This is a genomic window from Blastomonas sp. AAP53 (genome assembly GCF_000331245.1).
Taxonomy (GTDB): domain Bacteria; phylum Pseudomonadota; class Alphaproteobacteria; order Sphingomonadales; family Sphingomonadaceae; genus Blastomonas.
In genome coordinates this window covers 132,909-156,149 of record NZ_ANFZ01000018.1, presented here as the reverse complement: position 1 = coordinate 156,149, position 23,241 = coordinate 132,909, and the positions used below count along the sequence as shown (strand labels likewise).

The 23,241-nt window shown below is 64.4% G+C and carries 18 protein-coding genes; 8 read left to right on the top strand and 10 right to left on the bottom strand.

What is annotated here, in order from left to right; genetic code table 11:
- Positions 1 to 6 precede the first annotated feature (6 nt).
- Complete coding sequence (locus D618_RS0114655) at positions 7 to 1,587, top strand: amidohydrolase (protein WP_026091714.1); 1,581 nt, start codon at positions 7 to 9, stop codon at positions 1,585 to 1,587.
- Positions 1,588 to 1,746: 159 nt separating this feature from the next.
- Here D618_RS0114655 and D618_RS0114650 read toward each other — a convergent pair whose 3' ends face one another.
- Both D618_RS0114650 and D618_RS0114645 read right to left on the bottom strand, forming a co-directional pair.
- Entirely contained in the window at positions 1,747 to 2,148 is a 402-nt protein-coding gene (locus D618_RS0114650; protein ID WP_017672286.1) for a metalloregulator ArsR/SmtB family transcription factor, read from the bottom strand.
- On the bottom strand, positions 2,145 to 2,783 hold the full coding sequence (locus D618_RS0114645) for a peroxiredoxin (RefSeq protein WP_017672285.1): 639 nt from the start codon (positions 2,781 to 2,783) through the stop codon (positions 2,145 to 2,147). The genes D618_RS0114650 and D618_RS0114645 overlap by 4 nt, the downstream gene beginning before the upstream one ends.
- A 104-nt stretch (positions 2,784 to 2,887) precedes the next feature.
- Between D618_RS0114645 and D618_RS0114640 the strand changes: the two genes are divergently transcribed.
- From D618_RS0114640 to sulP, 5 genes are read left to right on the top strand one after another with little or no spacing between them, the layout of a single operon-like run.
- Complete coding sequence (locus D618_RS0114640) at positions 2,888 to 3,805, top strand: MBL fold metallo-hydrolase (protein WP_017672284.1); 918 nt, start codon at positions 2,888 to 2,890, stop codon at positions 3,803 to 3,805.
- A gap of 11 nt (positions 3,806 to 3,816) precedes the next feature.
- The gene (locus tag D618_RS0114635; RefSeq protein ID WP_017672283.1) at positions 3,817 to 4,260 is read left to right on the top strand and encodes a YeeE/YedE thiosulfate transporter family protein; all 444 of its coding nucleotides are present in this window, start codon (positions 3,817 to 3,819) and stop codon (positions 4,258 to 4,260) included.
- Complete coding sequence (locus D618_RS0114630) at positions 4,257 to 4,667, top strand: DUF6691 family protein (protein WP_026091712.1); 411 nt, start codon at positions 4,257 to 4,259, stop codon at positions 4,665 to 4,667. The genes D618_RS0114635 and D618_RS0114630 overlap by 4 nt, the downstream gene beginning before the upstream one ends.
- Positions 4,668 to 4,701: 34 nt before the next feature.
- Entirely contained in the window at positions 4,702 to 5,952 is a 1,251-nt protein-coding gene (locus D618_RS0114625) for an FAD/NAD(P)-binding oxidoreductase (RefSeq protein ID WP_017672281.1), read from the top strand.
- A 3-nt stretch (positions 5,953 to 5,955) separates the two neighbouring features.
- On the top strand, positions 5,956 to 7,725 hold the full coding sequence (gene sulP, locus D618_RS0114620; RefSeq protein WP_017672280.1) for a sulfate permease: 1,770 nt from the start codon (positions 5,956 to 5,958) through the stop codon (positions 7,723 to 7,725).
- Between the two features lie 46 nt (positions 7,726 to 7,771).
- On the opposite strand, the gene D618_RS0114615 is transcribed toward sulP, so the two are convergent.
- The 4 genes from D618_RS0114615 to paoA form a co-directional block, all read right to left on the bottom strand.
- Positions 7,772 to 8,542 carry a sulfite exporter TauE/SafE family protein gene (locus tag D618_RS0114615; RefSeq protein ID WP_017672279.1) on the bottom strand — a complete coding sequence of 257 codons (771 nt, stop codon included), beginning with the start codon at positions 8,540 to 8,542 and terminating at the stop codon, positions 7,772 to 7,774.
- Positions 8,543 to 8,877: 335 nt separating this feature from the next.
- A complete protein-coding gene (gene paoC / locus D618_RS0114610) occupies positions 8,878 to 11,076 on the bottom strand; it encodes an aldehyde oxidoreductase molybdenum-binding subunit PaoC (protein WP_017672278.1) in 2,199 nt (732 codons plus the stop codon).
- 5 nt (positions 11,077 to 11,081) lie between these two features.
- Positions 11,082 to 12,032, bottom strand: a complete 951-nt coding sequence (locus D618_RS0114605; RefSeq protein WP_017672277.1) for a xanthine dehydrogenase family protein subunit M — start codon at positions 12,030 to 12,032, stop codon at positions 11,082 to 11,084.
- Positions 12,029 to 12,661 (bottom strand): aldehyde dehydrogenase iron-sulfur subunit PaoA, encoded by a 633-nt coding sequence (gene paoA, locus D618_RS0114600; protein WP_017672276.1) that lies wholly within the window; start codon positions 12,659 to 12,661, stop codon positions 12,029 to 12,031. The genes D618_RS0114605 and paoA overlap by 4 nt, the downstream gene beginning before the upstream one ends.
- Positions 12,662 to 12,972: 311 nt before the next feature.
- Between paoA and D618_RS0114595 the strand changes: the two genes are divergently transcribed.
- Entirely contained in the window at positions 12,973 to 15,414 is a 2,442-nt protein-coding gene (locus tag D618_RS0114595) for a glycoside hydrolase family 3 protein (protein WP_017672275.1), read from the top strand.
- 42 nt (positions 15,415 to 15,456) lie between these two features.
- A complete protein-coding gene (locus D618_RS0114590) occupies positions 15,457 to 16,734 on the top strand; it encodes a sugar MFS transporter (RefSeq protein ID WP_017672274.1) in 1,278 nt (425 codons plus the stop codon).
- On the opposite strand, the gene D618_RS0114585 is transcribed toward D618_RS0114590, so the two are convergent.
- The 4 genes from D618_RS0114585 to D618_RS0114570 all read right to left on the bottom strand — a co-directional run bounded on the left by D618_RS0114585 (position 16,713) and on the right by D618_RS0114570 (position 23,238).
- Positions 16,713 to 17,960, bottom strand: coding sequence for an MFS transporter (locus D618_RS0114585; RefSeq protein ID WP_017672273.1), 1,248 nt, complete (start codon positions 17,958 to 17,960; stop codon positions 16,713 to 16,715). The two genes, D618_RS0114590 and D618_RS0114585, sit on opposite strands and share 22 nt — an antisense overlap.
- Complete coding sequence (locus tag D618_RS0114580) at positions 17,947 to 19,008, bottom strand: LacI family DNA-binding transcriptional regulator (protein ID WP_026091710.1); 1,062 nt, start codon at positions 19,006 to 19,008, stop codon at positions 17,947 to 17,949. Before D618_RS0114580 ends, D618_RS0114585 begins: the two co-directional genes overlap by 14 nt.
- A 6-nt stretch (positions 19,009 to 19,014) precedes the next feature.
- Positions 19,015 to 19,986: a glycoside hydrolase family 16 protein gene (locus tag D618_RS0114575; protein WP_017672271.1), complete on the bottom strand. Its 972-nt coding sequence runs from the start codon at positions 19,984 to 19,986 to the stop codon at positions 19,015 to 19,017.
- 129 nt (positions 19,987 to 20,115) lie between these two features.
- Positions 20,116 to 23,238, bottom strand: a complete 3,123-nt coding sequence (locus tag D618_RS0114570; RefSeq protein WP_017672270.1) for a TonB-dependent receptor — start codon at positions 23,236 to 23,238, stop codon at positions 20,116 to 20,118.
- Positions 23,239 to 23,241: the final 3 nt, after the last annotated feature.

Below are 23,241 nucleotides of genomic sequence, written 5' to 3'. Positions count from 1 at the left end.
ATGATGATGAAACGCTCGATAAAACTGCTCACCGCACTGCTGATGGCCTCCACGCCATTGGCCGCGCACGCCAAGGCCTCCCCCGCGCTGAAGAAGGAAGCGATTGCCGAAGTCGACGAGCAGGCCAAGCTCGTCCAGGAAATGGTCGATTCCGTCTACAGCTTTCAGGAACCGGGCTTTCAGGAGTTCCAGACCGCCGAATATCTGACCGGCATTCTCGCCAAGAACGGTTTCACCATCACCATGGGCGTTGCGGGCATTCCCACGGCATGGACCGCAACCTGGAGCAATGGCGAGGGGCCAACGGTCGCCTTGGGGTCGGATGTCGATGGCCTGCTGGGTCTCTCGCAGGTCCCCGGCGTACCGCAGATCAAGCCGCTCATCGAGGGCGCACCGGGCCATGGCGAAGGGCATAACTCGGGCATGCCGCTGATCGTGGCCGCCGCAATCGCCGCCAAGGAGGTGATGACCAAGAACGGCATCAAGGGCAAGCTGATGCTGTGGCCGGGGATCGCCGAAGAGCTGCTGGCGACCAAGGCCTATTATGTCCGCGCCGGCCTGTTCAAGGATGTCGATGTCTCCATCTTCACCCATGTCGCCTCCACCTTCGGGACCAGCTATGGCGATTCCGGCAACAACGGGATGGTATCGGTCGAATACACGTTCAAGGGCATCACCAGCCATGCCGCAGGCTCGCCCTGGTCGGGACGCAGCGCGCTCGACGGGGTGGAACTGATGAACATCGCCTGGAACATGCGGCGCGAGCATCTGCCGCTGACCCAGCGGTCGCATTATGTGATCACCAATGGCGGCGGACAGCCCAACATCGTGCCCGGCGAGGCGACGGTGTGGTATTATTTCCGCGAGCAGACCTTCGATACCGTCCGCAAGCTTTACGAGACGGGAAGCGAGATTGCCGAAGCCTCTGCCAAGGCGACGGGAACGACCGTCACCCGCCGCGTGCTGGGCTATGCCGCGCCCAATTATGGCAACAAGCCGCTGGCAGAGGCCGCGCAGGCCAATATCGAGCTGGTCGGCATGCCCAAATGGTCGCCCGAGGACCAGGCCTTTACCAAGGCGGTGCAGGAGGGGCTGAAGTTCAAGGTCCAGCCGCTCAAGACCACGGTCGAGCCGCTTTCCACACCTGAAAATCGCAAACCCTCGATGGGTGGCGGGTCGGATGACATTGGCGATATCATGTGGACGGTTCCGACCATCACCATCCGCTTCCCATCGAACATTCCCAGCATGATCGGCCACAATGTCACATCGGCGATCGCGATGGCGACCCCGGTGGCGCACAAGGGCGCGGTCGCCGGGGCCAAGGCAGTGGCGCTGACGGTGCTGGATGTGATGACCACGCCCAAGCTGGTGAGCGATGCCAAGACCTATTTCGACACCGTGCAGAACAAGGACCAGAAATACGATCCGGTGTTGACCCCCGAGGACCAGCCCGCCATCCATCTCAACAAGGATCTGATGGAGCGCATCCGGCCCGAGCTGAAGAAATATTATTACGATCCCAGCAAATACAGCTCGTATCTCGAACAGCTGGGCGTCCAGTATCCGCAACTCACGCCGCAATAGGCCTGCGCCTGACCACGGCATGTCATCGCAGACATGGCGTGCCGTGGTCACCCGGGCGAAGCGGATGGCAACCAAAGGCCCTGCCCGCACCGTTACCCACTTTCAGGCAGGCAGCCGCCGCGCGGATCGGGGACGATTTCCGACCGGATCGACGATCGTCTAGCCGATCCTCGCAAACCCGGCAGCGCCCAGCGGAATCCGCGCCGGCGGCTCTGCGGCGGGAGATGCCAGCAGCGCGTTGTGCAACGCTGTTGCGGGATCATCCTGTCCGCCCATCATGGCCTCCATCGTGCGGACGCACAGGCCGACCGATTCATCCGCCAGACTATAATAGACCTGCTTGGCGGCACGGCGGGTGCGGACAAGCTCGGTCCGGCGCAGCTCGGCAAGTTGCTGGCTGAGCGCGGGCTGGCCGATCGCGGTGGCGGCATCGATCTGCCCAACCGTCTTTTCCCCGTCCAGCAGGTATGACAGGATCATCAGCCGCTGCGGCTGGGCATAGGCGCGCAGCTTTTCGGTCATCGCATCGGCCAGCGCCCGGCTCTGGAAGACCGCCGTCATGGCGCAGCCATGGTGCGGCAAAACCAGTCGGCGGCGGAGTCGGGCATCGCGTCCGGGTCTGGCGCGTGCAGCAGGTCATCGCCCGGTTGCCAGCCTTCGGGCGTCATCACCGCGCCGTCGTCGGCCCGCTGCAACGCGGCCAGCAGGCGCAGCATCTCTGCCACCGACCGCCCCACATTGTGCGGATAGACCGTGATCGCGCGAACCACGCCCAACGGATCGATGAAATAGGTGCACCGCATCGCCGCACTGCTGTCAGCGGTATCGTCGATCATGCCATAGGCCCGTCCGATCGCCATCGAAGGGTCCTCCACCACTGGAAAACTGATCGAGACCCCGAAGGTCTGCTCGATCGCGCGCAGCCAGGCGTGGTGCGCATACAGGCTGTCGACCGACAGCCCCAGCAACGCGCAGCCCATTTGCCGGAACTGATCGGACGCGCGCTCCATCCCGATGAACTCGGTCGTGCACACCGGGGTAAAATCGGCCGGGTGCGAGAAGAACACCAGCCACTGCCCGCGATAGTCGCGCAGCGCCTTTTCGCCCTGCGTCGTGCGCGCGCTGAAGTCCGGCGCAAGATCGCCGATTCGGATGGGACGGAAGGCTGGCGGAGGACTGGAATCGAATGACGTCATGCGTTCGCCTTCTCACAAGTGCGGTAGCCAGATCAATTGCCTTGACGCGCAAGACATACTTACTTACATAGTTTGTGTAAATATGAATTTGAAGAGGATACCCCATGTCCGACTCCACGCTCGCCACCGCCACAGCCCAGATTGCCGCCGCCCAGGCCGGCGTGCCGGTGATCAAGGCCTTTTTCGACAAGGACACCAACACGGTGTCCTATGTCGTCCACGATCCCGAGTCCCTGCGCGGGGCGATCATAGACAGCGTGCTGGACTATGACCCCGCATCGGGTCGCACCTCCTTCTCCTCGGCAGACGCGATCATCGCTTATGTCGGGGAGAAGGAGCTTGGCATCGACTGGCTGCTCGAAACGCACGCGCATGCCGATCACCTCTCGGCAGCGCCGTATCTGCAGCAGAAGCTGGGCGGAAAGATTGCCATCGGCGCATCGATCACATTGGTGCAGAATGTATTCGGCAAGCTGTTCAACGCCGGGACCGAGTTCGAGCGCGACGGCAGCGATTTCGATGCGCTGTTCCACGATGGCGATCATTTCAGGATCGGCAATCTCGACGTGACCGTGCTCCACGTGCCCGGTCATACGCCTGCCGACATCGCCTATGTCATCGGCGATGCTGTGTTCCTGGGTGACACCATGTTCATGCCCGATTACGGCACCGCGCGCTGCGACTTCCCCGGTGGCGATGCGCGCACCCTGTTTCGCTCGCTGCGGCGCATTCTGGAGCTTCCCGCCGATACCCGGCTGTTCATGTGCCATGACTATCTGCCCGAGGGCCGCGACCATTTCGTATGGGAGACGACCGTGGCGCAGCAGCGCGCGCACAATGTTCATGCGCATGACGGCATCACCGAGGACGAGTTCGTCGCAATGCGTGAAAAGCGCGATGCGGGGCTCGACATGCCGCGGCTGATCCTGCCTTCGGTGCAGGTCAACATGCGCGCCGGGCACCTGCCGGAGCCCGAAGAGAACGGCGTGCGCTACCTCAAGATCCCGCTCAACGCGCTGTGACGGGAACAGGCATGATGCTTCCGGGCTTTCCCGATGCGATGCCGCTGCAAGGGCTGGCGGGCGGGCTGATGATCGGCCTGTCTGCTGCCATCATGCTGCTGGCGCTGGGCCGGATCGCCGGCGTGAGCGGACTGGCCGCACGCGCCACCGGGCTTTCGTCCACCGGAGCGCCGCGCAGCGTGGCTGTCGCCTTCATCCTCGGGCTGCCCTTGGGCGCGCTGGTCATCAGCACGATCACAGGCGGCGTGCAGACGACTTTCCCGGTCAGCCCCTGGCCGTTGCTGATCGGCGGCCTGCTGGTCGGCTTCGGCACGCGGCTGGGCTCGGGATGCACCAGCGGGCACGGCGTGTGCGGCATGTCGCGCCTGTCACCGCGCTCGCTGTTCGCCACGGCCATGTTCATGGCCGCGGGGTTCGTGACCGTAGGCTTGCTGCGCGCGGGAGGATGGCTGTGAAAAAGACTGCAATTGCGCTTTTCGCCGGGCTGCTGTTCGGCGCAGGCCTCGCCATCTCGGGCATGGCCGATCCGCAGCGGGTGCAGGCGTTCCTCGATCTGTTCGGAGCCTGGGACCCGACGCTCGCCTTTGTGATGGGCGGCGCGATGATCCCGATGGCGATCGCATGGGCGGTCCAGCGGCGGATGGCGGCACCGGTTGCGGTCAGCCGCTTCGACCTGCCGGGCACCAAGACAATCGACCGCAAGCTGGCGATCGGTGCGGTGATCTTTGGCGCGGGATGGGGAATCGGCGGGCTGTGCCCCGGTCCCGCCATCGCCGACCTCGCCATCGCCCCTGCGCCTGCAGCGATGTTCATCGCCGCAATGCTGGCGGGCATGGCAGGGCACGCCATCACCAACCGCTGACATTAGCAACCACCGCTCGGAACGGGAGATCCTGATGCATACCACGCCATCATCCGCCAAGACCTTCGACGTCGTGATCGTCGGCGGCGGCAGCGCGGGAATCGCGACTGCCGCCAGCCTGCTCAAGCGCAACGCCCGGCTCGATATCGCCATCATAGAGCCGAGCGACGTGCATTATTACCAGCCTGGCTGGACAATGGTGGGCGGCGGCATATTCGATGCGCCGTTCACCCGCCGCTCGCAGGCATCGGTGATGCCGGACGAAGTAACGTGGATCCGCGCGTCGGCCAGCGGCTTCGCGCCCGAGGACAACCGCGTCATCCTGCACGATGGCAGCGATGTGCACTATCGCGTTCTGGTCGCCTGCCCCGGCATCAAGCTCGACTGGGATGCGATCCCCGGATTGCGCGATGCGCTGGGCCATTATGGGGTGACCTCCAACTACGGCTATGACCTTGCGCCCTATACGCGCAAGCTGGTCGATGGCATCCGCAGCGGCCGCGCTCTGTTCACTCAGCCGCCGATGCCGATCAAGTGCGCGGGCGCGCCGCAAAAGGCGATGTACCTGTCGTGCACCCGCTGGGAAAAATCGGGCGTGCTGCCGCAAATGGATGTCCAGTTTCACACTGCAGGCGCAGTGCTGTTCGGCGTGCAGGCCTATGTGCCCGCGCTGATGGACTATGTGGAGCGCTACAATGCGCACCTGAATTTCGAATCGAAGCTGGTCGCGGTCGATGGCCCCCAGGGCTTTGCGACCTTCGAGCAGAAGCACGGCGATACCATCACCCGCGTCGAAGAGCATTTCGACATGATCCATGTCGTGCCGCCGCAGACCGCGCCCGACTTCGTCCACTCCAGCCCGCTGGCTGCAGCATCGGGGTTCATCGATGTCGATGAGGCGACACTGCGACACACCCGTTTCGACAATGTCTTCGCGCTGGGCGATGCCTGCAGCGCCTCCAACGCCAAGACCATGGCAGCGGCGCGCAAGCAGGCACCGGTGGTCGCGGTCAACGTGCTCGCAGCCCTGGAAGGCAAGCCGCCGGTTGCCGATTATGACGGCTATGGCAGCTGCCCGCTCACCGTGGAATCGGGCAAGATCGTACTCGCCGAGTTCGGCTATGGCGGCAAGCTGCTGCCCAGCTTCCCCAAATGGCTGATCGATGGCACAAGGCCCTCACGGCTGTCATGGCTGCTCAAGGACACGATCCTGCCGCCGGTCTACTGGCACGGGATGCTCAAGGGGCGCGAATGGATGGTCAAACCGCATATGATCGGCGCCTGACGGATGCAGCTCGCCCGCTATCTGCCAGTGCTGGAATGGGGTCGGGGCTATAACCGCACGATCCTGACCAACGATCTGGTCGCAGCCGCGATCGTCACGATCATGCTGATCCCGCAGAGCCTCGCCTATGCGATGCTCGCAGGGCTGCCGCCCGAGATTGGCCTGTATGCCTCGATTCTCCCGATCGTCGCCTATGCGCTGTTCGGCACCAGCCGCGCGCTGGCGGTGGGACCGGTCGCGGTGATCTCGCTGATGACACTGACCGCAGCCAGCAGCATTGCGCCGCCGGGCAGCGCGCAGTTCATCGCGGCAGCGCTGATACTCGCCTTTCTGTCGGGCGCGATGCTGATCGCGATGGGGGTGCTGCGGCTGGGGTTCCTGGCCAACCTGCTGTCGCATCCGGTCGTGTCGGGGTTCATCACAGCCTCGGGGCTGATCATCGCCACCAGCCAGCTCAAGTCGATCCTGGGCGTCTCTGCCAGCGGTGAGGCGATGCCCGAGCTGGTCGCGACACTCGTCGCCAGCCTTGCGGACACCAACCTGCCCACGCTGATCATCGGGGTTACCTCCACCGCGTTTCTCTTCTGGGTGCGCAAGGGGTTGAAGCCACTGCTCGTCAAACTGGGGCTGAAGGCGCGGACTGCCGATCTCACCGCCAAGGCCGGGCCGATCGCTGCGGTTGCAGTCTCGACGCTCGCGGTGGTGCTGCTCGATCTCGAAGCGCAGGGCGTCAAGGTGGTGGGGCAGATCCCGCAGAGCCTGCCGCCGTTCACCGTGCCCATGTTCGATGCCGAACTGTGGCAGCGGCTTGCCATCCCCGCCTTGCTGCTCAGCGTCATCGGCTTTGTCGAAAGCGTGTCCGTCGCCCAGACGCTGGCCGCCAAGAAGCGCCAGCGGATCAACCCCGATCAGGAGCTGATCGGGCTGGGCGCGGCCAATGTCGCAGCGGCATTCACCGGCGGCTATCCGGTCACCGGCGGCTTTGCGCGATCGGTGGTCAATTTCGATGCAGGCGCGGAGACGCCGGCAGCCGGCGCGTTCACCGCGATCGGCATTGCGGTCGCCGCGCTGTTTCTCACCCCGTTCCTCGCCTCACTCCCCATTGCCACTCTGGCCGCGACGATCATCGTTGCGGTGCTCAGCCTGGTCGATTTCAAAACGCCGCAGCACATCTGGCGCTATTCCAAGCCCGATTTCGCCGCGATGGCCGCCACCGTGCTGGTGACTTTGCTGGCCGGGGTCGAGCCCGGCGTGATCGCCGGCGTCGGCCTGTCGCTCGCGTTGTTCCTGTGGCGCGCCTCGCGTCCGCATGCCGCGATCGTCGGGCGGGTGCCCGAGACCGAGCACTTTCGCAACGTCAAGCGGCACGCGGTCCTCACCGATCCGCGCATCCTGACGATCCGCATCGACGAGAGTCTCACCTATCTCAACGCCCGCTGGCTCGAGGAGTTCGTGCTCGAGCAGGTCGCCGAGCATCCGCGCCTGAGGCACCTCATCCTGATGTGTTCGGCGGTCAATGCCATCGATGCCTCTGCGCTGGAAAGCATCGAGGCGGTCAACCACCGCCTTGCCGATGGCGGCGTGCAATTGCACCTGTCCGAGGTCAAGGGACCGGTGATGGACGCGCTCGAACGCTCGCACCTGCTGGCTGACCTGACCGGAAAGGTCTGGAGATCGCAGAACGACGCGTTCTCGCAGATCATCGAGGCGATGATGCGGTTGGACGAGCCGGATTGCGCACCGGATCTGTATGGGCCGCGAGGCGTGATCTAGACCGCTGCCCCAACCCGTCCCGCTGGTGCGTGCCGCCGGATAGGGGTTATGCCAGCGCCTTGTAGATGCTGAAAAGGCTGGTCGCCGTGAGCACCGCGCCGACCATCAACAGCAGGATGCGCGGGCGGACGTTCTTGGCCAGGATGGCGCCAAAGGGCGCGGCGAGCACGCCGCCGATCAGCAGGCCGATGGTCGCCTTGGTGAAGGCCTCGAACCCCAAAGTGAGGATGAACGTCAGCGAGATCGAAACGGTCAGGAAGAACTCGGACGCGCTGACCGTACCTATGGTCTTGCGCGGCTCGCTGCCCTGGATCAGCAGGTTCGATGTGACCACCGGCCCCCAGCCGCCACCACCAGCCGCATCGAGAAAGCCGCCCGCCAGCCCCAAAGGAGCCACCACGCGCGCATCTTCGAACTTGTGCGGCGGAAAGCGCCAGGCGCGGTAGAGCAGCATCGCGCCAATCACCGCGAGATACGCCATCACCAGCGGCCGTGCGACGCCTGCATTGATGTTCGACAGCACATAGGCCCCCATCACCCCGCCGATCACACCGGGCACCACCAGCTTGCCAAACAGCTTCCAGTCGATGTTGCGATGCCAAGCGTGGCTGAGCCCCGAAGCTCCTGTCGTGAACACCTCGGCCAGATGAACCCCTGCCGAGGCTTGCGCCGGAGGCACGCCGAGCACCGAGACAAGCAGCGTGCTGGAGATGACGCCGAACGCCATCCCCAGCGCGCCATCGACCATCTGCGCGGCAAAGCCGGCCAGCACGAAGGGCCAGATATCGGCGGGGTTCAGGATACTCAGGTCCAGCATGTCTGGTCCGTCCTTACCTGGGAATGGGACGTCACCCTGGAACCGTCACGAGGTCATCGCTGCACGCAGGCTTGGAAGGCGGCATGAGACGAACTCCTGTGAAATCTGGTGCGAACCTTGAGCGTGCAACATCGCCCGCAAATGCAGGGCTAATCTCAACCTATTTAGTTGCCAAGATAGTTTTTCTTTGGGGCGTACCCGCCGCCGCTAAACCGCGATCAGGGATAATGCGCAAACGGCCCATACCGACCATCCCCGCACGCTTGCCTGGCAGGGTTGATCGGCATGGGATAACAGGATGTTTCACAGGCCCGGATCGATCAGGGCCAGTTGAATCAGGCGATGACGGGCAACCGCTCGAAATATTTGTCGAGCGTGATCGGATATTCGCGCACTCTGACGCCGGTCGCGTTGAAGATCGCGTTGGCGATGGCCGCGCCGGGGCCGCAGATGCCCAGCTCGCCCACGCCCTTGGCCTTCATCGGCGAGATGACCGAGTCGAGCGTGTCGAGGAACAGCACATCCTGTTGGGTGATGTCGGCATGCACCGGCACCTCGTATCCGGCCAGATCGTGGTTCACGAACAGGCCGAACCTCTTGTCCACCACCAGCTCTTCCATCAGCGCCGCGCCTGCTGCCATCACCATCGCGCCGATGACCTGGCTGCGCGCCGAAAGCGGATTGAGGATGCGTCCGGCATCGCAAACGGCGAGCATCCGGCGGATGCGCGCCTCGCCGGTATAGGCATTGACCGCAACCTCCGCGAAATGCGCGGCATACGTGCCGACATCATATTCCCGCTTGAACTTGCCGAAGGTGATCTCGCCATCAGCGGACATCGTACCAGCCTCGGCCAGATCGATCACCCGGTCGCCCGCGCGGATCTGGCTATCGGCAAACACGGCCTCGTCGCCATTGAAGCCCAGTTTCTCGCCGATCGCCCGGCGCAAGTTGACGCATGCGGCATAGACGCCTGCGGTAGAGCTGGCCGCGCCCCATTGCCCGCCCGATCCGGACGACGCCGGGAAGCGCGAATCGCCCAGAGTCACCTGGACCCGGTCGAGCGGAACCCCCATCGTCTCGGCGGCGGTCTGCGCGATGATGGTGTAGCTGCCGGTGCCGATATCGGTCATGTCGGTTTCGACGATGACCTTGCCGCTGCCATCCAGCCGGATGCGCGCGCCCGATTTCATCGTCGGCGCGCCGCGATAGCCTGCCGCGACCCCCATGCCGACCAGCCACTGGCCATCGCGCACGGTGCCGGGTTCGGCCTTGCGCTGGGACCAGCCGAAGCGGTCTGCGCCTTCGCGCAGGCAGCGCACCAGGTTGCGGTCGGAGAACTGCTTTTCAGGCGTTGCGGGCACGGTCTTGGGCTCGTTGCGGATGCGCAGTTCGATCGGGTCGAGGCCCAGCTTCTCGGCCAGTTCGTCCATCGCCACTTCGAGCGCCAGATGCCCGGGGGCTTCGCCCGGCGCGCGCATCGCATTGCCTTCGGGCAGGTCGAGCGTGGCGATATAGTTGGAGGTCAGCCGGTTGGCACCGGCGTAGAGAATGGGCGTCTGGTAGGTTCCGTTCTCTCCGTCTTCGCCGTTGAGATTGCCCGACCAGTTTTCGTGCGCGATCGCGGTGATCTTGCCTTCCTTGTCCGCTCCGATGCGGATGCGCTGGATGGTGGCGTGGCGGTGAGTGGTGTTGTTGGCGATCAAGGGCCGTTGCAGCGCGATCTTGACCGGCCGCTTGGCTGCCCTGGCCGCCAGCGCAGCCACGAGCACATCGGCGCGGATGAACAGCTTCCCGCCAAATCCACCGCCGATATAGGGCGAATCGAGCCGGATGTTCTCAGGATCGATGCCCAGCGCCTCGCCCATGCTTTTCTTGCCCCAGGCGACCATCTGGTTCGATGTCCAGAGCGTCAGCCTGTCACCCTCCCATGCGGCGATGGTCGCGTGCGGCTCCATCATCGCATGACTCTCGTCGGGCGTGGTATAGGTCGCGTCCAGCTTGACCGGGGCTGCGGCGAACGCGCCGTCGAAATCGCCCAGCCTGGCCTGGTCGGGCTTGTCGCCACGCCCCCTGGCAAGCGGCGCATCCGGGGCAAGCGCGGGAAAATCGAAGCGCCCCTTTTCGCGGTCATACTGCGTGCGGATCAGCGACGCAGCGGCGCGGGCCTGTTCGAACGTTTCCGCCACCACGCAGGCGATGGCCTGATGGTAATGCGTGACCTCGCTGCCGCCGAACAGCCGCGCGTTGTTCATCGAGCTCTTGCCCGGAACATCGGTATCGGGCGACGTCACGACGGTGATCACCCCGGGGGCTGCGAGCGCCTGGGATACATCCATCGCGGTGATGCGCCCCTTGGCGATCGCCGCGCCCAGGATATAGCCATAGGCTTGGTTGGCGACGACATCGTGCCGCTCATAGGCATAGGGCGCGGTGCCGGTGGTCTTGAGCGGACCATCGATACGCGGGGTCGACTTGCCGACGACCTTGGCGGTGTCGAACAGATTGGTGTCCGCCGGAGCATTGAATTCCATGTCGATCAGCTCCTGGTTTGCGCGACAACCGATGCCAGCGCGCGCTGGGCCAACGGTATCTTGAACGCGTTTTCTTCCGTGGGACGAGCGCCGGCAAAGATCGTTTCCATCGCCGCTGCCCTGTCCTCATGCAGTCCGGCTTCTGCCGCCTCGACCCGCCACGGCTTGGGGGCCATGCCGCCGAAGGCGGCCCGCATCTTGCCATCGGGCTGGATCACTGCGGCGACCGACACCAAAGCAAAGGCATAGGACGCGCGGTCCCGTACCTTCTTGTAGAAATGCTGCCCGCCGATTGGACGCGGTAGGTCGACATGGGTGATCAGTTCGCCGCGCTCCAGAACATTGTCGATCTGCGGTGTGTCGCCGGGAAGTCGATGAAAATCGGCCATCGGGATCGTCCGCGTCGCGCCGTCGGGTTTGACCGTTCCGATCGTGGCATCGAGCACGCGCAGCGCGATCGCCATGTCACCGGGATAGGTCGCGATGCACGAATCCGACGTGCCGATCACGGCCAGCTGGCGCGAAAAGCCCTGGATCGCGGCACAGCCGGAACCGGGCTGGCGCTTGTTGCACGCCATGTTGGTGTCATAGAAATACGAGCAGCGCGTGCGCTGCAGCAGATTGCCCGCCGTCGTCGCCTTGTTGCGCAGCTGTCCGGAGGCTCCTGCGACGATGGCGCGGGACAACACGCCGTAATCGCGGCGGACGCGCTTGTCCGATGCCAGCGCGGTGTTGCTCACCAGTGCGCCGATGCGCAGTCCGCCTTCGGCCGTGTCCTCGATCGTGTCGAGCCCGATGTCCTGCACATCGACCAGATGCGTCGGGGTTTCGATTTCCAGCTTCATCAGATCGAGCAGGTTGGTGCCGCCCGCCAGAAACTTTGCACCCGGAATCTTGGCAACGCTCGCGGCGGCTTCTGCCGGGGTCCTGGCGCGCTCGTAGGTGAAGCTCTTCATGCCTTGGCTCCTGCCGTCTCGAGAATGGCCTCGGCGATATTGGAATAGGCCCCGCAGCGGCAGATGTTGCCGCTCATCCGCTCGCGCAGTTCGTCCGCATTGACGCTGGGGCGGGCGGTAATGTCGTCCTGCACATGGCTGGGAACGCCTGCCCTGATCTCATCCAGCACCGCGACAGCCGAACAGATCTGCCCCGGCGTGCAATAGCCGCACTGATAACCGTCATGCTTGATGAAGGCCGCCTGCATCGGATGGAGCTTTTCGGGCGTGCCCAGACCCTCGATGGTCTTCACCTTGTCGCCCTGATGCTGGACCGCAAGGGAAAGGCACGAATTGATCCGCTGGCCGTTGACGATCACGGTGCACGCGCCGCACTGGCCATGGTCGCAACCCTTTTTGGTGCCCGTGAGTTTCAGATGCTCGCGCAGTGCATCGAGAAGCGTCGTGCGGGTGTCGAGTGTCAGTTCGACCGGCTTGCCATTGACCTCGAACTTCACCGGTATGGCAGCGGGTGCCTTGGCCGGAACACGTTCCTGGCCCGTGGCCGGCAGCGATGCCAGCGCCACGGCCGACGTGCCGCCCACAATTACACCGCGCCGCGACACAGCGAGTTCACCCTTGCCATTCATGCCTGTCTTTCCCCTTCGGCCGAGCATCTGGCTCGCCTGAACGTGTGTAACGCACAAAGCGCCAATTGGATGCTACCGCCTGAACACGCAGGCGAATACCTGCCATTTGCCTGATCCCTGCCATATACTCGATTGATGGAGGGTCATTCATACAGCGTTCGCCTCTTGCACCGGCCCTTCACATCGAGCCAGCACAGCAGCCAGCACCGGCTCGCTCGGCGCGATGCGCTGCAATCCGGCTTGATTTGCAGCCGGGACCCTGCCATCACCCTTCGTGAGAACGTTCACAAATATAAGCGGATGAGGGTGGAATGCGGAGCAAGACTTCGATTGCGGTGCTGGGATGCGTTTTGGCGGCAGGTCTGGCAAGTGGCCCCGTGCTATCGCAGCAGACGTCCACGACCCCCGGCGAAGCGACTGCGAACCCGGCCAACTGGCCCAAGGCAGCGAGCCCCAACGAAATCACCAGCGCGAGCACCGAGGCCGAGATTGACCGGCTGATTGCCAGGATGACGCTCGCCCAGAAAGTCGGCCAGCTCATCCAGGGAGATATCTCCTCGATCACGCCGGGAGACCTCGTCCGCTATCCGCTGGGGTCGATTCTGGCGGGCGGCAATTCCGGTCCTTACGGCGATGAGCGGGCAAGCGCAGATAGATGGGCTCAGCTGGTCCAGTCGTTTCGTGACGCCTCGCGCAAGGCGGGCGCAAACATCCCCATCCTGTTCGGCGTCGATGCGGTGCACGGCCATTCGAACGTGCCGGGAGCTACCATCTTTCCGCACAATATCGGTCTGGGCGCGGCACGCGACGCAGACCTGATCGAGCGGATCGGGCAGGTGACAGCGACGGAAATCGCCGGAACCGGAATCGAATGGACCTTCGCGCCGACGCTGGCCGTGCCGCAGGACCCGCGCTGGGGGCGCACCTATGAAGGCTATACCGCAGACCCGGCGCTGGTGGCCGAATATGCGCATGCGATGACGATCGGGCTGCAGGGCCGCCTGGTGGCGGACCAGCCCGTCGGTGCGCAGCGCGTGGCGGCAACTGCCAAGCACTTCCTGGCCGATGGCGGAACCACCGACGGTCGCGACCAGGGCGATGCCGCGATCAGCGAGGCCGAACTGGTGGCCAAGCACGCCCAGGGCTATCCCCCCGCCATCGATGCCGGGGCACTGACCGTGATGGCCAGCTTCTCCAGCTGGAACGGGGTAAAGCACCATGGCAACACATCGCTGCTGACCGATGTGCTCAAGCAACGCATGGGCTTCGAGGGGCTGGTTGTCGGTGACTGGAATGGCCATGGCCAGATCCCCGGATGCACCCCTGCCAGCTGCCCTGCGGCGATCAATGCCGGCCTCGACCTGTTCATGGCACCCGACAGCTGGAAGGCGCTGTTCGCCTCGACCCTGGCCGCCGCCAAGGATGGCACCATTCCGATGGCGCGGATCGATGACGCGGTGCGTCGCATCCTGCGGGTCAAGTTCAAGCTGGGCCTGATGGGCAATGCCCCCATCACCCGGGGCGATACGCGGCTGGTCGGCGCGCCTGCTCACCTTGAGGTAGCGCGCGAGGCGGTCGCCAAATCTCTGGTGCTGCTGAAGAACAACGATGCCGTTCTGCCCATCAAGCCCAAGAGCACGGTTCTGATCGCAGGCAGCGGCGCGGACAGCATGGCCATGCAGGCTGGTGGCTGGACGATCAGCTGGCAGGGCACGGATACGCGCGCAGAAGATTTCCCCAATGGCCAGACCATTGGCAAGGCGATTGCAGAGGCGGTTCGCGAAAGCGGCGGCCAGGCAACGCTAGGGGCGGATGCGGCTGCGGCCAACCAGCCTGATGTGGCCATCGTCGTGCTAGGTGAAAAGCCCTATGCAGAATTCGAAGGCGATGTGCCCCACCTTGCCTTTCAGCCATCTGCGGCTGATGTGGCGCTGCTCGCCAGACTGAAGGCTGCAGGCACCCGTACTGTCATCGTGTTTCTGTCGGGGCGGCCGATGTTCACTGGCACGCTGATCAATCAGGCCGATGCCTTTGTCGCCGCATGGCTGCCCGGAACCCAGGGTCGCGGTGTCGCCGATGTGCTGGTAGCGGGGGCAGACGGAAAGCCCGCTCGCGATTTTACCGGTCGCCTGCCGTTTGCATGGCCGCAGGATGCGCGCTGGCCTGCTGAGCAGCCGCTGTTCCCGATCGGGCACGGCCTGACCTATGCAAGCCCCGCCCCGCTGCCACCCGTCAACGAAGACCCCCGGGTGGATCTGGACACCAGCAGCCAGGCCACAAGCTATATCGTTCGCGGCAAGATTCCTGCCCCCTGGCACCTCGATATTGGCGGCGCGATCACCTCGCGCGCGGTCGATGTCGCTGCGCAGGAAGACGCCCGGCAGTTCAGCTGGGGTGCGGACGCAGCCTTCGCGGTCAACGGCCCCGCCGTCGATCTCAGCCGATCATTGAATGCCGGATCGACATTGCTGATCGAATGGCGGATCGATCAGCGCGCCTCGGGACCGGTCAGTGTTGCGATGGGCGAAGGCACGATCGATATGTCGAGCCTGGTCGCGAGGCAACAGACTGGAAAGCTGGTTGAGACGCGCATTCCATTGCGTTGCTTTCAAACTGCAGGCACGAAGATGGGGTCGGTCGGATCGCCGCTTCGTATCCAGGCACCCAAGGGGCTTGTCGCAACGCTGCGGACTGTCCGCATTGATCCAGCGGCCAGCAATACCGGCTGCCCCGGGACAAGCCGCGCAAATTAAACTAGGCGCATTCGACTGAACACTGCGCATGGAGAGAGATTGATGGCCCTGCAACCTGGCGCACCCGCCGCAGCCGCTGATGGCGGTTCGCATATCGATGCACCCCAGCTCCAGGTCTTCGTGATGGGGCTGTTCTTCATCTTTGGCGGCATCACCAGCCTGAACGATGTCATCATCCCCAAGCTGAAAGAGCTGTTCACGCTGAACTACACCCAGGCGATGCTGGTGCAGTTCTGCTTCTTTGCCGCCTATGCCGTGATCGGCATACCCGGCGCGCGGCTGATCAAGCGGATCGGCTATATGCGCGGCGCCGTTACGGGCTTGCTGACGATGATGGCAGGGTGCCTGCTGTTCATCCCGGCCAGCCAGACCGCCACGTACGCGCTGTTCCTGCTGGCGCTGTTCGTGCTCGCGAGCGGCGTGGTGATCGTGCAGGTCGTCGCCAACCCGCTGATCTCGATGCTGGGCAAGCCCGAGACCGCACACAGCCGCCTGACCTTTGCGCAAGGCTTCAACTCGCTGGGCACCACCGTGTTTCCCATCGTCGGCTCGATCCTGATCCTGGGCAGCCTGGCATCGGTCAGCGCCAGCGAGCTTTCCGGCGCGCAGCTGAGCGCCTATCGCACCGCCGAAAGCCAGGTCATCGTCAATGGCTATATCGGCATCGCGGTCGCGCTGGCGATCGTTGCGGCGGTCGTCTGGCTGTTCCGCAACGCGCTGAAGGGCGAACGGCACGAGCAGAGCAGCGGCCTGGCCGGCCTCGATCTGCTCCAGCGGCCCCGCTTCGGCTATGGCGCATTGTGCATATTCCTTTATGTCGGCGCAGAAGTCGCCATCGGTTCGCTGATCGTGAATTATCTGATGCAGGGCCATGTGCTGGCGCTGCCCGAGCAGGACGCGGGCAAGCTGATCGGCGTCTATTGGGGCGGCGCGATGGTCGGGCGCTTCATCGGTTCTGCGGTTCTGCGCGTCCTCAGCCCCGGCAAGGTGCTCGCTGCGGTATCCGTCGCTGCGATCGCGCTCATCGCGCTGTCATCGCAGTCCACAGGCGCGCTGGCGGGCTACAGCCTGCTCGCAGTGGGGCTGGCGAATGCGATCATGTTCCCGACGATCTTCAGCCTCGCCTGCGAAAAGCTGGGTCCGCGCGCGGCCGATGGATCGGGCATCATCAACGTCGCGATCGTGGGCGGCGCGATCATTCCGTTGCTGACCGGCGTGATTGCCGACATGTCCGGCAGCCTGACGGTAGCGCTGACCCTGCCGGTGCTGTGCTATGCGATCATCGCGGGCTTTGGCCTTTACGCGCGGCGCCCGGCCTGAACTGCACCGGTGCGATCCTGATACCGGATCAACCCGGCAATCAACAGCGCGGCAGACCCGGCCAGCACGGCCAGCACGGCAAACAGCGCGTCGAAGCCGTAGACGGGAACCAGCGCCAGGGTCAGCCACGGCATCACCAGCGATGGGACCGTATTGGTCAGGTTGAACAGCCCCAGATCTCTTCCGCGCCGATGTGGCGCCGGAAGAAAGCGCAGCGTCTGGCCGCTGTGCAGCGACAGGAAGACGCTGCTGGCGAGGCCGAAAACCGCATAGCCGGCAATCGCCATCGTCAGGCTGGTCGCCGTCGCCATGATCGCCAGCCCGCTCATGGTCACCGCAGCACACGCCGCGATGGGCAGCAATGGGCGGCCCGCGCGGTCTGACCAGCGCCCCAGCAACAGCGCCACGATCACCGCGCTGCACAGAACCAGGGTGAGAATGGTGGCGGTCCTGTGTTCGGCAAATCCGGGCGCGATGCTGCGGAACCACAAGAGCAGAAAGGCAAACAGCGATGCTTCTGCAATCTGGACCAGCAGCCTTGCCAACCACAGCACCAGCACCGTGCGCGATGCCTGGGGACGGGTCAGCGGATCGCCGGCGCCTGCCTGCTGACGCGGGTTGAGGCGCGGCATGGGAACGGGTCGTGCAAACAGCAGCGCTGGCGTGACTAGAACAATCACGAGAAACGCCACCACGAGATGGCGGCTGTCGTCCGGCACCCAGGGTGTGAACGTCACCACTGCCCCCGTTAACGCGCCCGTGGCCGGGGCAAAGGCCAGCAATCCGCCCAGCAGGCCTTTTTGTGCATCAGGCACATTGTCCCCAGCCCAGGCTGCCAGCGGCGCCAGCATGGCATTGAGGCAGACCTGCCACAGCACGATCAGGCCGATCAGCGCTACGGGGCTGGTCGCCATCGGCATCGCCGCCAGCAATGCCGATGATGCGAGCATGCCGCCTGCGATCAGCGGGCGTCGCCTTCGGATGACGTCGCTGACCCAGCCGAACGCGATATAGGCAAGGCTGGCGGTCACCGCCCCTGCGAACGCGATATAGGCGAGCAGGCGCAAGGCCGCTCCGCTGCTGGCGGTCATCAGCATCGCCTGCACCGGCAGGATGACCGTGAGGAAAGGGTAATAGGCAACCGCGCCCCCGGCGAAGGCAGCCGCGTACAGGATGAGAAAGCGCGCGTTCTGCCGCTCGCCTTCGCCCGTATCAGGCCGTGCCATGGTCGCCCGGCGGCGCGGTGCTGGCGCGCTGCACCAGTTCGCTTGCCAGCTCGATCGGCTGGTCCGGCGGCGGCCCGTCGCGATGGTGGATCAGCAGGTCCACCGCCTTGGCGAACGCTGCGGCGATCGGCTGGTCGATCGCGGTCAGCTGGGGCCGGGCAAACCGCACCAATGGCGAATTGTCGAAGCTGACCAGCGACAGGTCGTCCGGCACGGCCAGCCCCTGCGCCGCTGCGGTGTCCAGGGCGGCAAGCGCCATCTGGTCGCTGCTGGCGATGATCGCGGTTGGCCGGTCGGGCTGCTGGAGCAGCTGCTGGGTTGCAACAGCGCCGCTGGCATAGCCGAAATCGCCGCGCACCATCAGGCCATCGGTGGCAAGACCCGCGGCCGTCATCGCCTCTGCCCAGCCATCGATGCGCCATTGCGAGAGGCTGTACTCCTCGGACCCCGCGATCAAACCGATCCGCTGATGGCCCAGCGCGATCAGGTGCTGCGTCGCCAGCCGGGCGGAATGCTCATCGCCCATCGTGATCGCGATGCCCGGCCCGCAGGCCTTCGATCCGATCCGCGCGAAGGGTATGCCGCGCGCGACCAGCAGCCCGGTGATCTGGGGATTTTCCGAATGCGGCGGGGTCAGGATGATGCCGTCGGGCTGCAGCGCCGCGATGGCAGCGCCCAGCTCTCGCTCGACATGGTCGCTATGCGTGTCGATCAGCTCGAAGATCATCCGATAGCCGTGCTCGGCGGATTTCAGCATGCCGCCCAGCAGCATCTGGTCGACCCAGTCGCTGCCCTGCCGCGCCTGCCAGTCGGAGATCGTGCGCTCGCGGTCGTTGATTGCCAGAATCAGATAGGAACGCGAGCCGCTCATCCGCTGCGCCGCGATCGAGGGCACATAGCCCAGCTTGTCGATCGATGCCTGCACCCGCTCCTTCATCGCGGGGCGGACGTTCGGCTCGTTGTTGATGACGCGACTGACTGTCTGCAGCGACACGCCTGCATCGGCGGCGACGTGCTTGATGGTAACGGACCGGACGCCTTTCGCCATCTGCAATCAGTTCTCTTCCGTTCGTTTCATGCAGGCCAGCCCAGTCGCCCGGTCATCCTTGCACTGGTAAACACGCACCCAGTCGATTTCAAACCCGGCAGGGACGACATTGGTGGCAACGCCCTTGTCGTTATTGTCCTCGGCCATCCGGCCTCCAATGGCAAGGTTGGCCATCAGGTAGAAGGGTTGATCGAACGGCGCAACCGCATTTCCCCGCGCCTTTTCCGACGTGGTGAACCATTTGTCGGGGGTGACCTCCCAGTACATCCGGCCATCGAGGTAGAAGCGCATCAGGCCCTGGGCCCATTCGAGCGTCCACACGTGGAAATCATCGGATGGCAATGCGTCATCGGGCAACGCTACACGCTGCATGATATGCGTGTTGCGCGGCGGGCTGTCGCCGAAATGCAGCGCGCTCGACGTGCGGTTTTCGCCAACATCGCCAGTGCAGTCCTTGCAGGTCGCGCCGAGATTGGCGGCTTCCAGAATATCAATCTCGCCCGACAGCGGCCAGCCGCCATAGGCATCGTCGGCGGGCATCATCCACACCGCAGGCCAGGTCCCCTGCCCTCTGGGCACCTTGGCGCGAAACTCGACCCGGCCATAACGCCACGCGGCCAGCCCGCGCGTGCGGACCTTGCCGGAAGTGTAGGGCTGTGTGGTCTGCGGATTGGGGGTCGAGGCGATCTCGGGCGGGCGATCAGGACCGGTGAAGCGCTCCTTCTTCGCCAGCAGGTGCAGCTTGCCGTCTTCCACCCGGATGTTCTCGGCCCGGTAGGTATAGCATTGCTGCTCGGCGTTGCCGCCACCCCAGCAGGACAGTTCGGGCTTCCATTTGGCAGGATCCAGCGCGGTGCCGTCAAACTCATCCGACCAGACCAGGTCCCAGCCACCTTGCGCGGGCGAGGCGGCCAACGGCGCCTGGGCGGGGGTTGTCGCGGCCAGCACGGCCAGCGGAAGATGGAACAGCGATGTCATGCCGGTCTCCTGAACGCCGGGACGCGGGCAGGCCCGCAAAAGTGGCGAGCCTGGCACCACGGCCAGGCTCGCCCTTGCGCAGGGCCTGGGGAAAGCCCTGCGCAGCGGTTTAGCGCACTGCGCCTCGCCCTAGAAGTTGAACCGCGCCAGGAACGTGTAGCGACGGTCATTGCGAAACGCCGAGCGGGTGGCGCGCGTGCCGTCGAAATCGATCACCTGGCTGGTGCGGGTCACTTCATCGAGCAGATTGACCCCCTGAACGCCCAGCTTGAGATTCTCGTTCACCGTGATGAAGATCGATCCATCCAGCTGGCCGGTCGCCTCGCCGTAGATCGGCGAGAAGGGGAAGATGACGTCGCGCGGAGTCTGCAGGAAGTCCGAGCGCCAGTTATAGGCAACACGTGCAGACAGGAACGACTTTTCGTAGAACAAGGTCGCATTGACCGTGTGCTTGGAAACCCCGGCCAGCGGCAGGTTATCCGTGAACGGGCTCTGTTCGGCACCCAGCGTGCTGTTGTTGAAGTCGCCCGCATCGACATAGGTATAGGTGACCTGCGAACCGAAGCCGCTCAGGAAGCCCGGCAGGAAGTCATAGGTCTGCTGGTACGCCAGTTCGACGCCCTTGAGCGTGCCGCCATCGTTGTTGGCCGGCCCGTTGACCAGAACATCGGTGGAAACACCTCTGCCGCTGGTGAAGTTGCGGGTGACAGCGCCAGTGTTGACGATGCCCTTGATGTCCTTGACGAAGCCCGCCAGCGTGATCGACCCGACCCGGTTGAAATACCACTCGAACGAGAGGTCATAGCTCCAAGCCTCGGTCGGCCGCAGCAAGCGGTTGCCGGTGAAGATCTGGAACAGGGGCCCATTGTCGAGCGTTCCGCCCTGCCGCAGGTTGGTGGTGTTGTCGAAGATCGCACCGCCGGTCGCAAAGGACGACAGATCCGGGCGGAAGATGCCCTTCGATGCCGCCGCGCGGATCAGCATGCCGTTGCCGAAATCCAGCTTGGCATTGAAGCTGGGCAGCCAGTTTTCATATTCGATGTTCGAGCTGTCGTCGATGACCTCGCCGGTGAACACCGATGCAAACTGCGCCTGACGCTGCGGCGAGAGGAAGCAATAGCCCGGCGCGACCTGACCGGGCTGTACGTTGCCGCACGCTGCCTGGATTTCGCCGACGCTGACGACGCCATCGCCGTTGCCACCGGTGCCTCCATCGAAGAAATCGACGGCAGGGAAGTTGATCTGCCCCGCGCTTTGAACGGTGGTCCTGACATAGCGCAGGCCGACATTACCGGCCAGGACGATGTTGCTGCCCAGGTCCGCGCCAAAATCGGCCCGTGCATAAGCGGCAAAGGTGCTTTCATCGACGTCCGATATTTCACCCGGGGTCCACGGACCGCCCGGGACGACGCCGCTGCGTTCGTTGATCGGGATCCAGGCGTTGGGGGTCAGCGTGAAGTCGGTGATCGCGCGGGCCTGCGGGCGGATGGCACCGCTCAGATAATCGGCAACAAGGTTGTCGCCACCGAAGAAGAAGGCAGAACCATCACCAAAGGGTACCGGCGCGTTGCCGCGCTGGAAGCTGTTGCCAAACGGATTGCGCAGCCCCGAGGAGTTGGGGAAGTCGCGGACATAGGCGCCACCGGCTCCGAAAATCTGCGGATCGGCGCCGTTCCAGTTGCCGCCGCGCCCGGTCCATGGCGCACCCAGATTGCCCCAGTTGGAGAAATTGGCGTTGCGCGTCACGCGGTTGCGATCGCCCCAGCGCGCGCCGAAATGGGCCTTGCGGAAGAAGCCGTCGTCGCTGACATCATATTCGGCATCGAACCGCATCGAGGTCAGCTCACCCTGGTTGCGGACCTGATTGTCGATCAGGAACCAGTAGAAGGTGTTGGCCGGATTGGTGAAATAGCTGGCGGGCGAATTGGCGGTGCCGGGCTGCAGGAACTGCACCTGCGGCGTCTTGCCCGAAGCATCGAACGCGACATCGGTATAGGTCTGCATCGTGCCGATGAAGCCGTTTTCCGTCCTGTCCGAATTGATCTTCTGCAGCTCGACGTTGAAACGCAGACGGTCGGAAGGCTGCAGCTTGATCTTGAGCGAGAAATCCTCGGTCATCGCGGTGTCTTCGCGCTGGAAACGCAGCAATTCGGTGGGGAGCCCAAGACCGCCGTTGAACGGCTGCGCCTGCGTCAGGCGGCCCGAGACGAACCGGTTCCCCTGGATCACCGGCGTGGTACCGGCTGCGACCACCGGGAACAGGGCATCATCGTTGACCAGTGCCAGCACGGCAAATTCGTCGAGCGTCGCATCGGTTTCGGCGCGCAGATATTCAAGCGTCACCTGCGCGCGGCCATCGTTGCTTTCCCACTGGCCAACGGCCGAATAGGCGTTGCGGTCGCGGGTCAGATCGGTGGTGCGCACGCCCGCGCCCTTGGGCACGATCAGCGCATTGGCAGGCGGGAATGTCGATGCATCGACCGGATCGCCGCTGAAGCCGCCCGAGCCAACAGGGCGTACGCGCAAGCAAGGCGCATCGAGCGAAGCAGCCCGATAGCACGGATCGGTGATCTGCGATGCGTCGGTGCGGGTCACCAGCTCGGATTGCGCATAGGCCAGCTGCAGGCCAAACGTGCCGATGCCGGTGTCGAACGTGTTCGATGCGAGCACGGAGAAGCCCGGCGACCATTCCTTGGCCAGGTCGCCGTAATTGCCCTCGAGCGTGCCTGCGAGGTTGAACCCGCGCTTGTCGAGCGGCTTGCGGGTGACGAGATTGACGGTGCCGGAGATGCCGCCGTCGATCATGTCGGCCGTGGCGTTCTTGAACACTTCGACGCGGCCCAGCAGTTCGGGCGAGACGTCGTTGAACGACAGTTCGCGGCCACCGTTGGCGGAGAAGATGTCGCGCCCGTTCAGCTCGGAGCGAACGAACGGCAGGCCGCGGATGATGATGCCAGAGCCTTCGACCGAGAAGCGATCAGGGTCGTTGCGCTGTTCAAAGCGCGAGACGTTGATGCCGGGAATGCGCTGGAGCGCTTCTGCTACCGAACGGTCGGGCAAGGCGCCGATATCTTCGGCGGTGATGACATCGACAACGGTGTCCGCGTCGCGCTTGATGGTCTGCGCGTTGGCGAGCGAGCGCCGGAAGCCGGTGACGATGATCTCGTCGCCAGCAGCTTCAGCCGGAGCTGTCGCCTCCTGCGTGTCCTGGCTTTCCTGCGCGAGCGCAGGATGCGCAGCGAACAGCGCCAATCC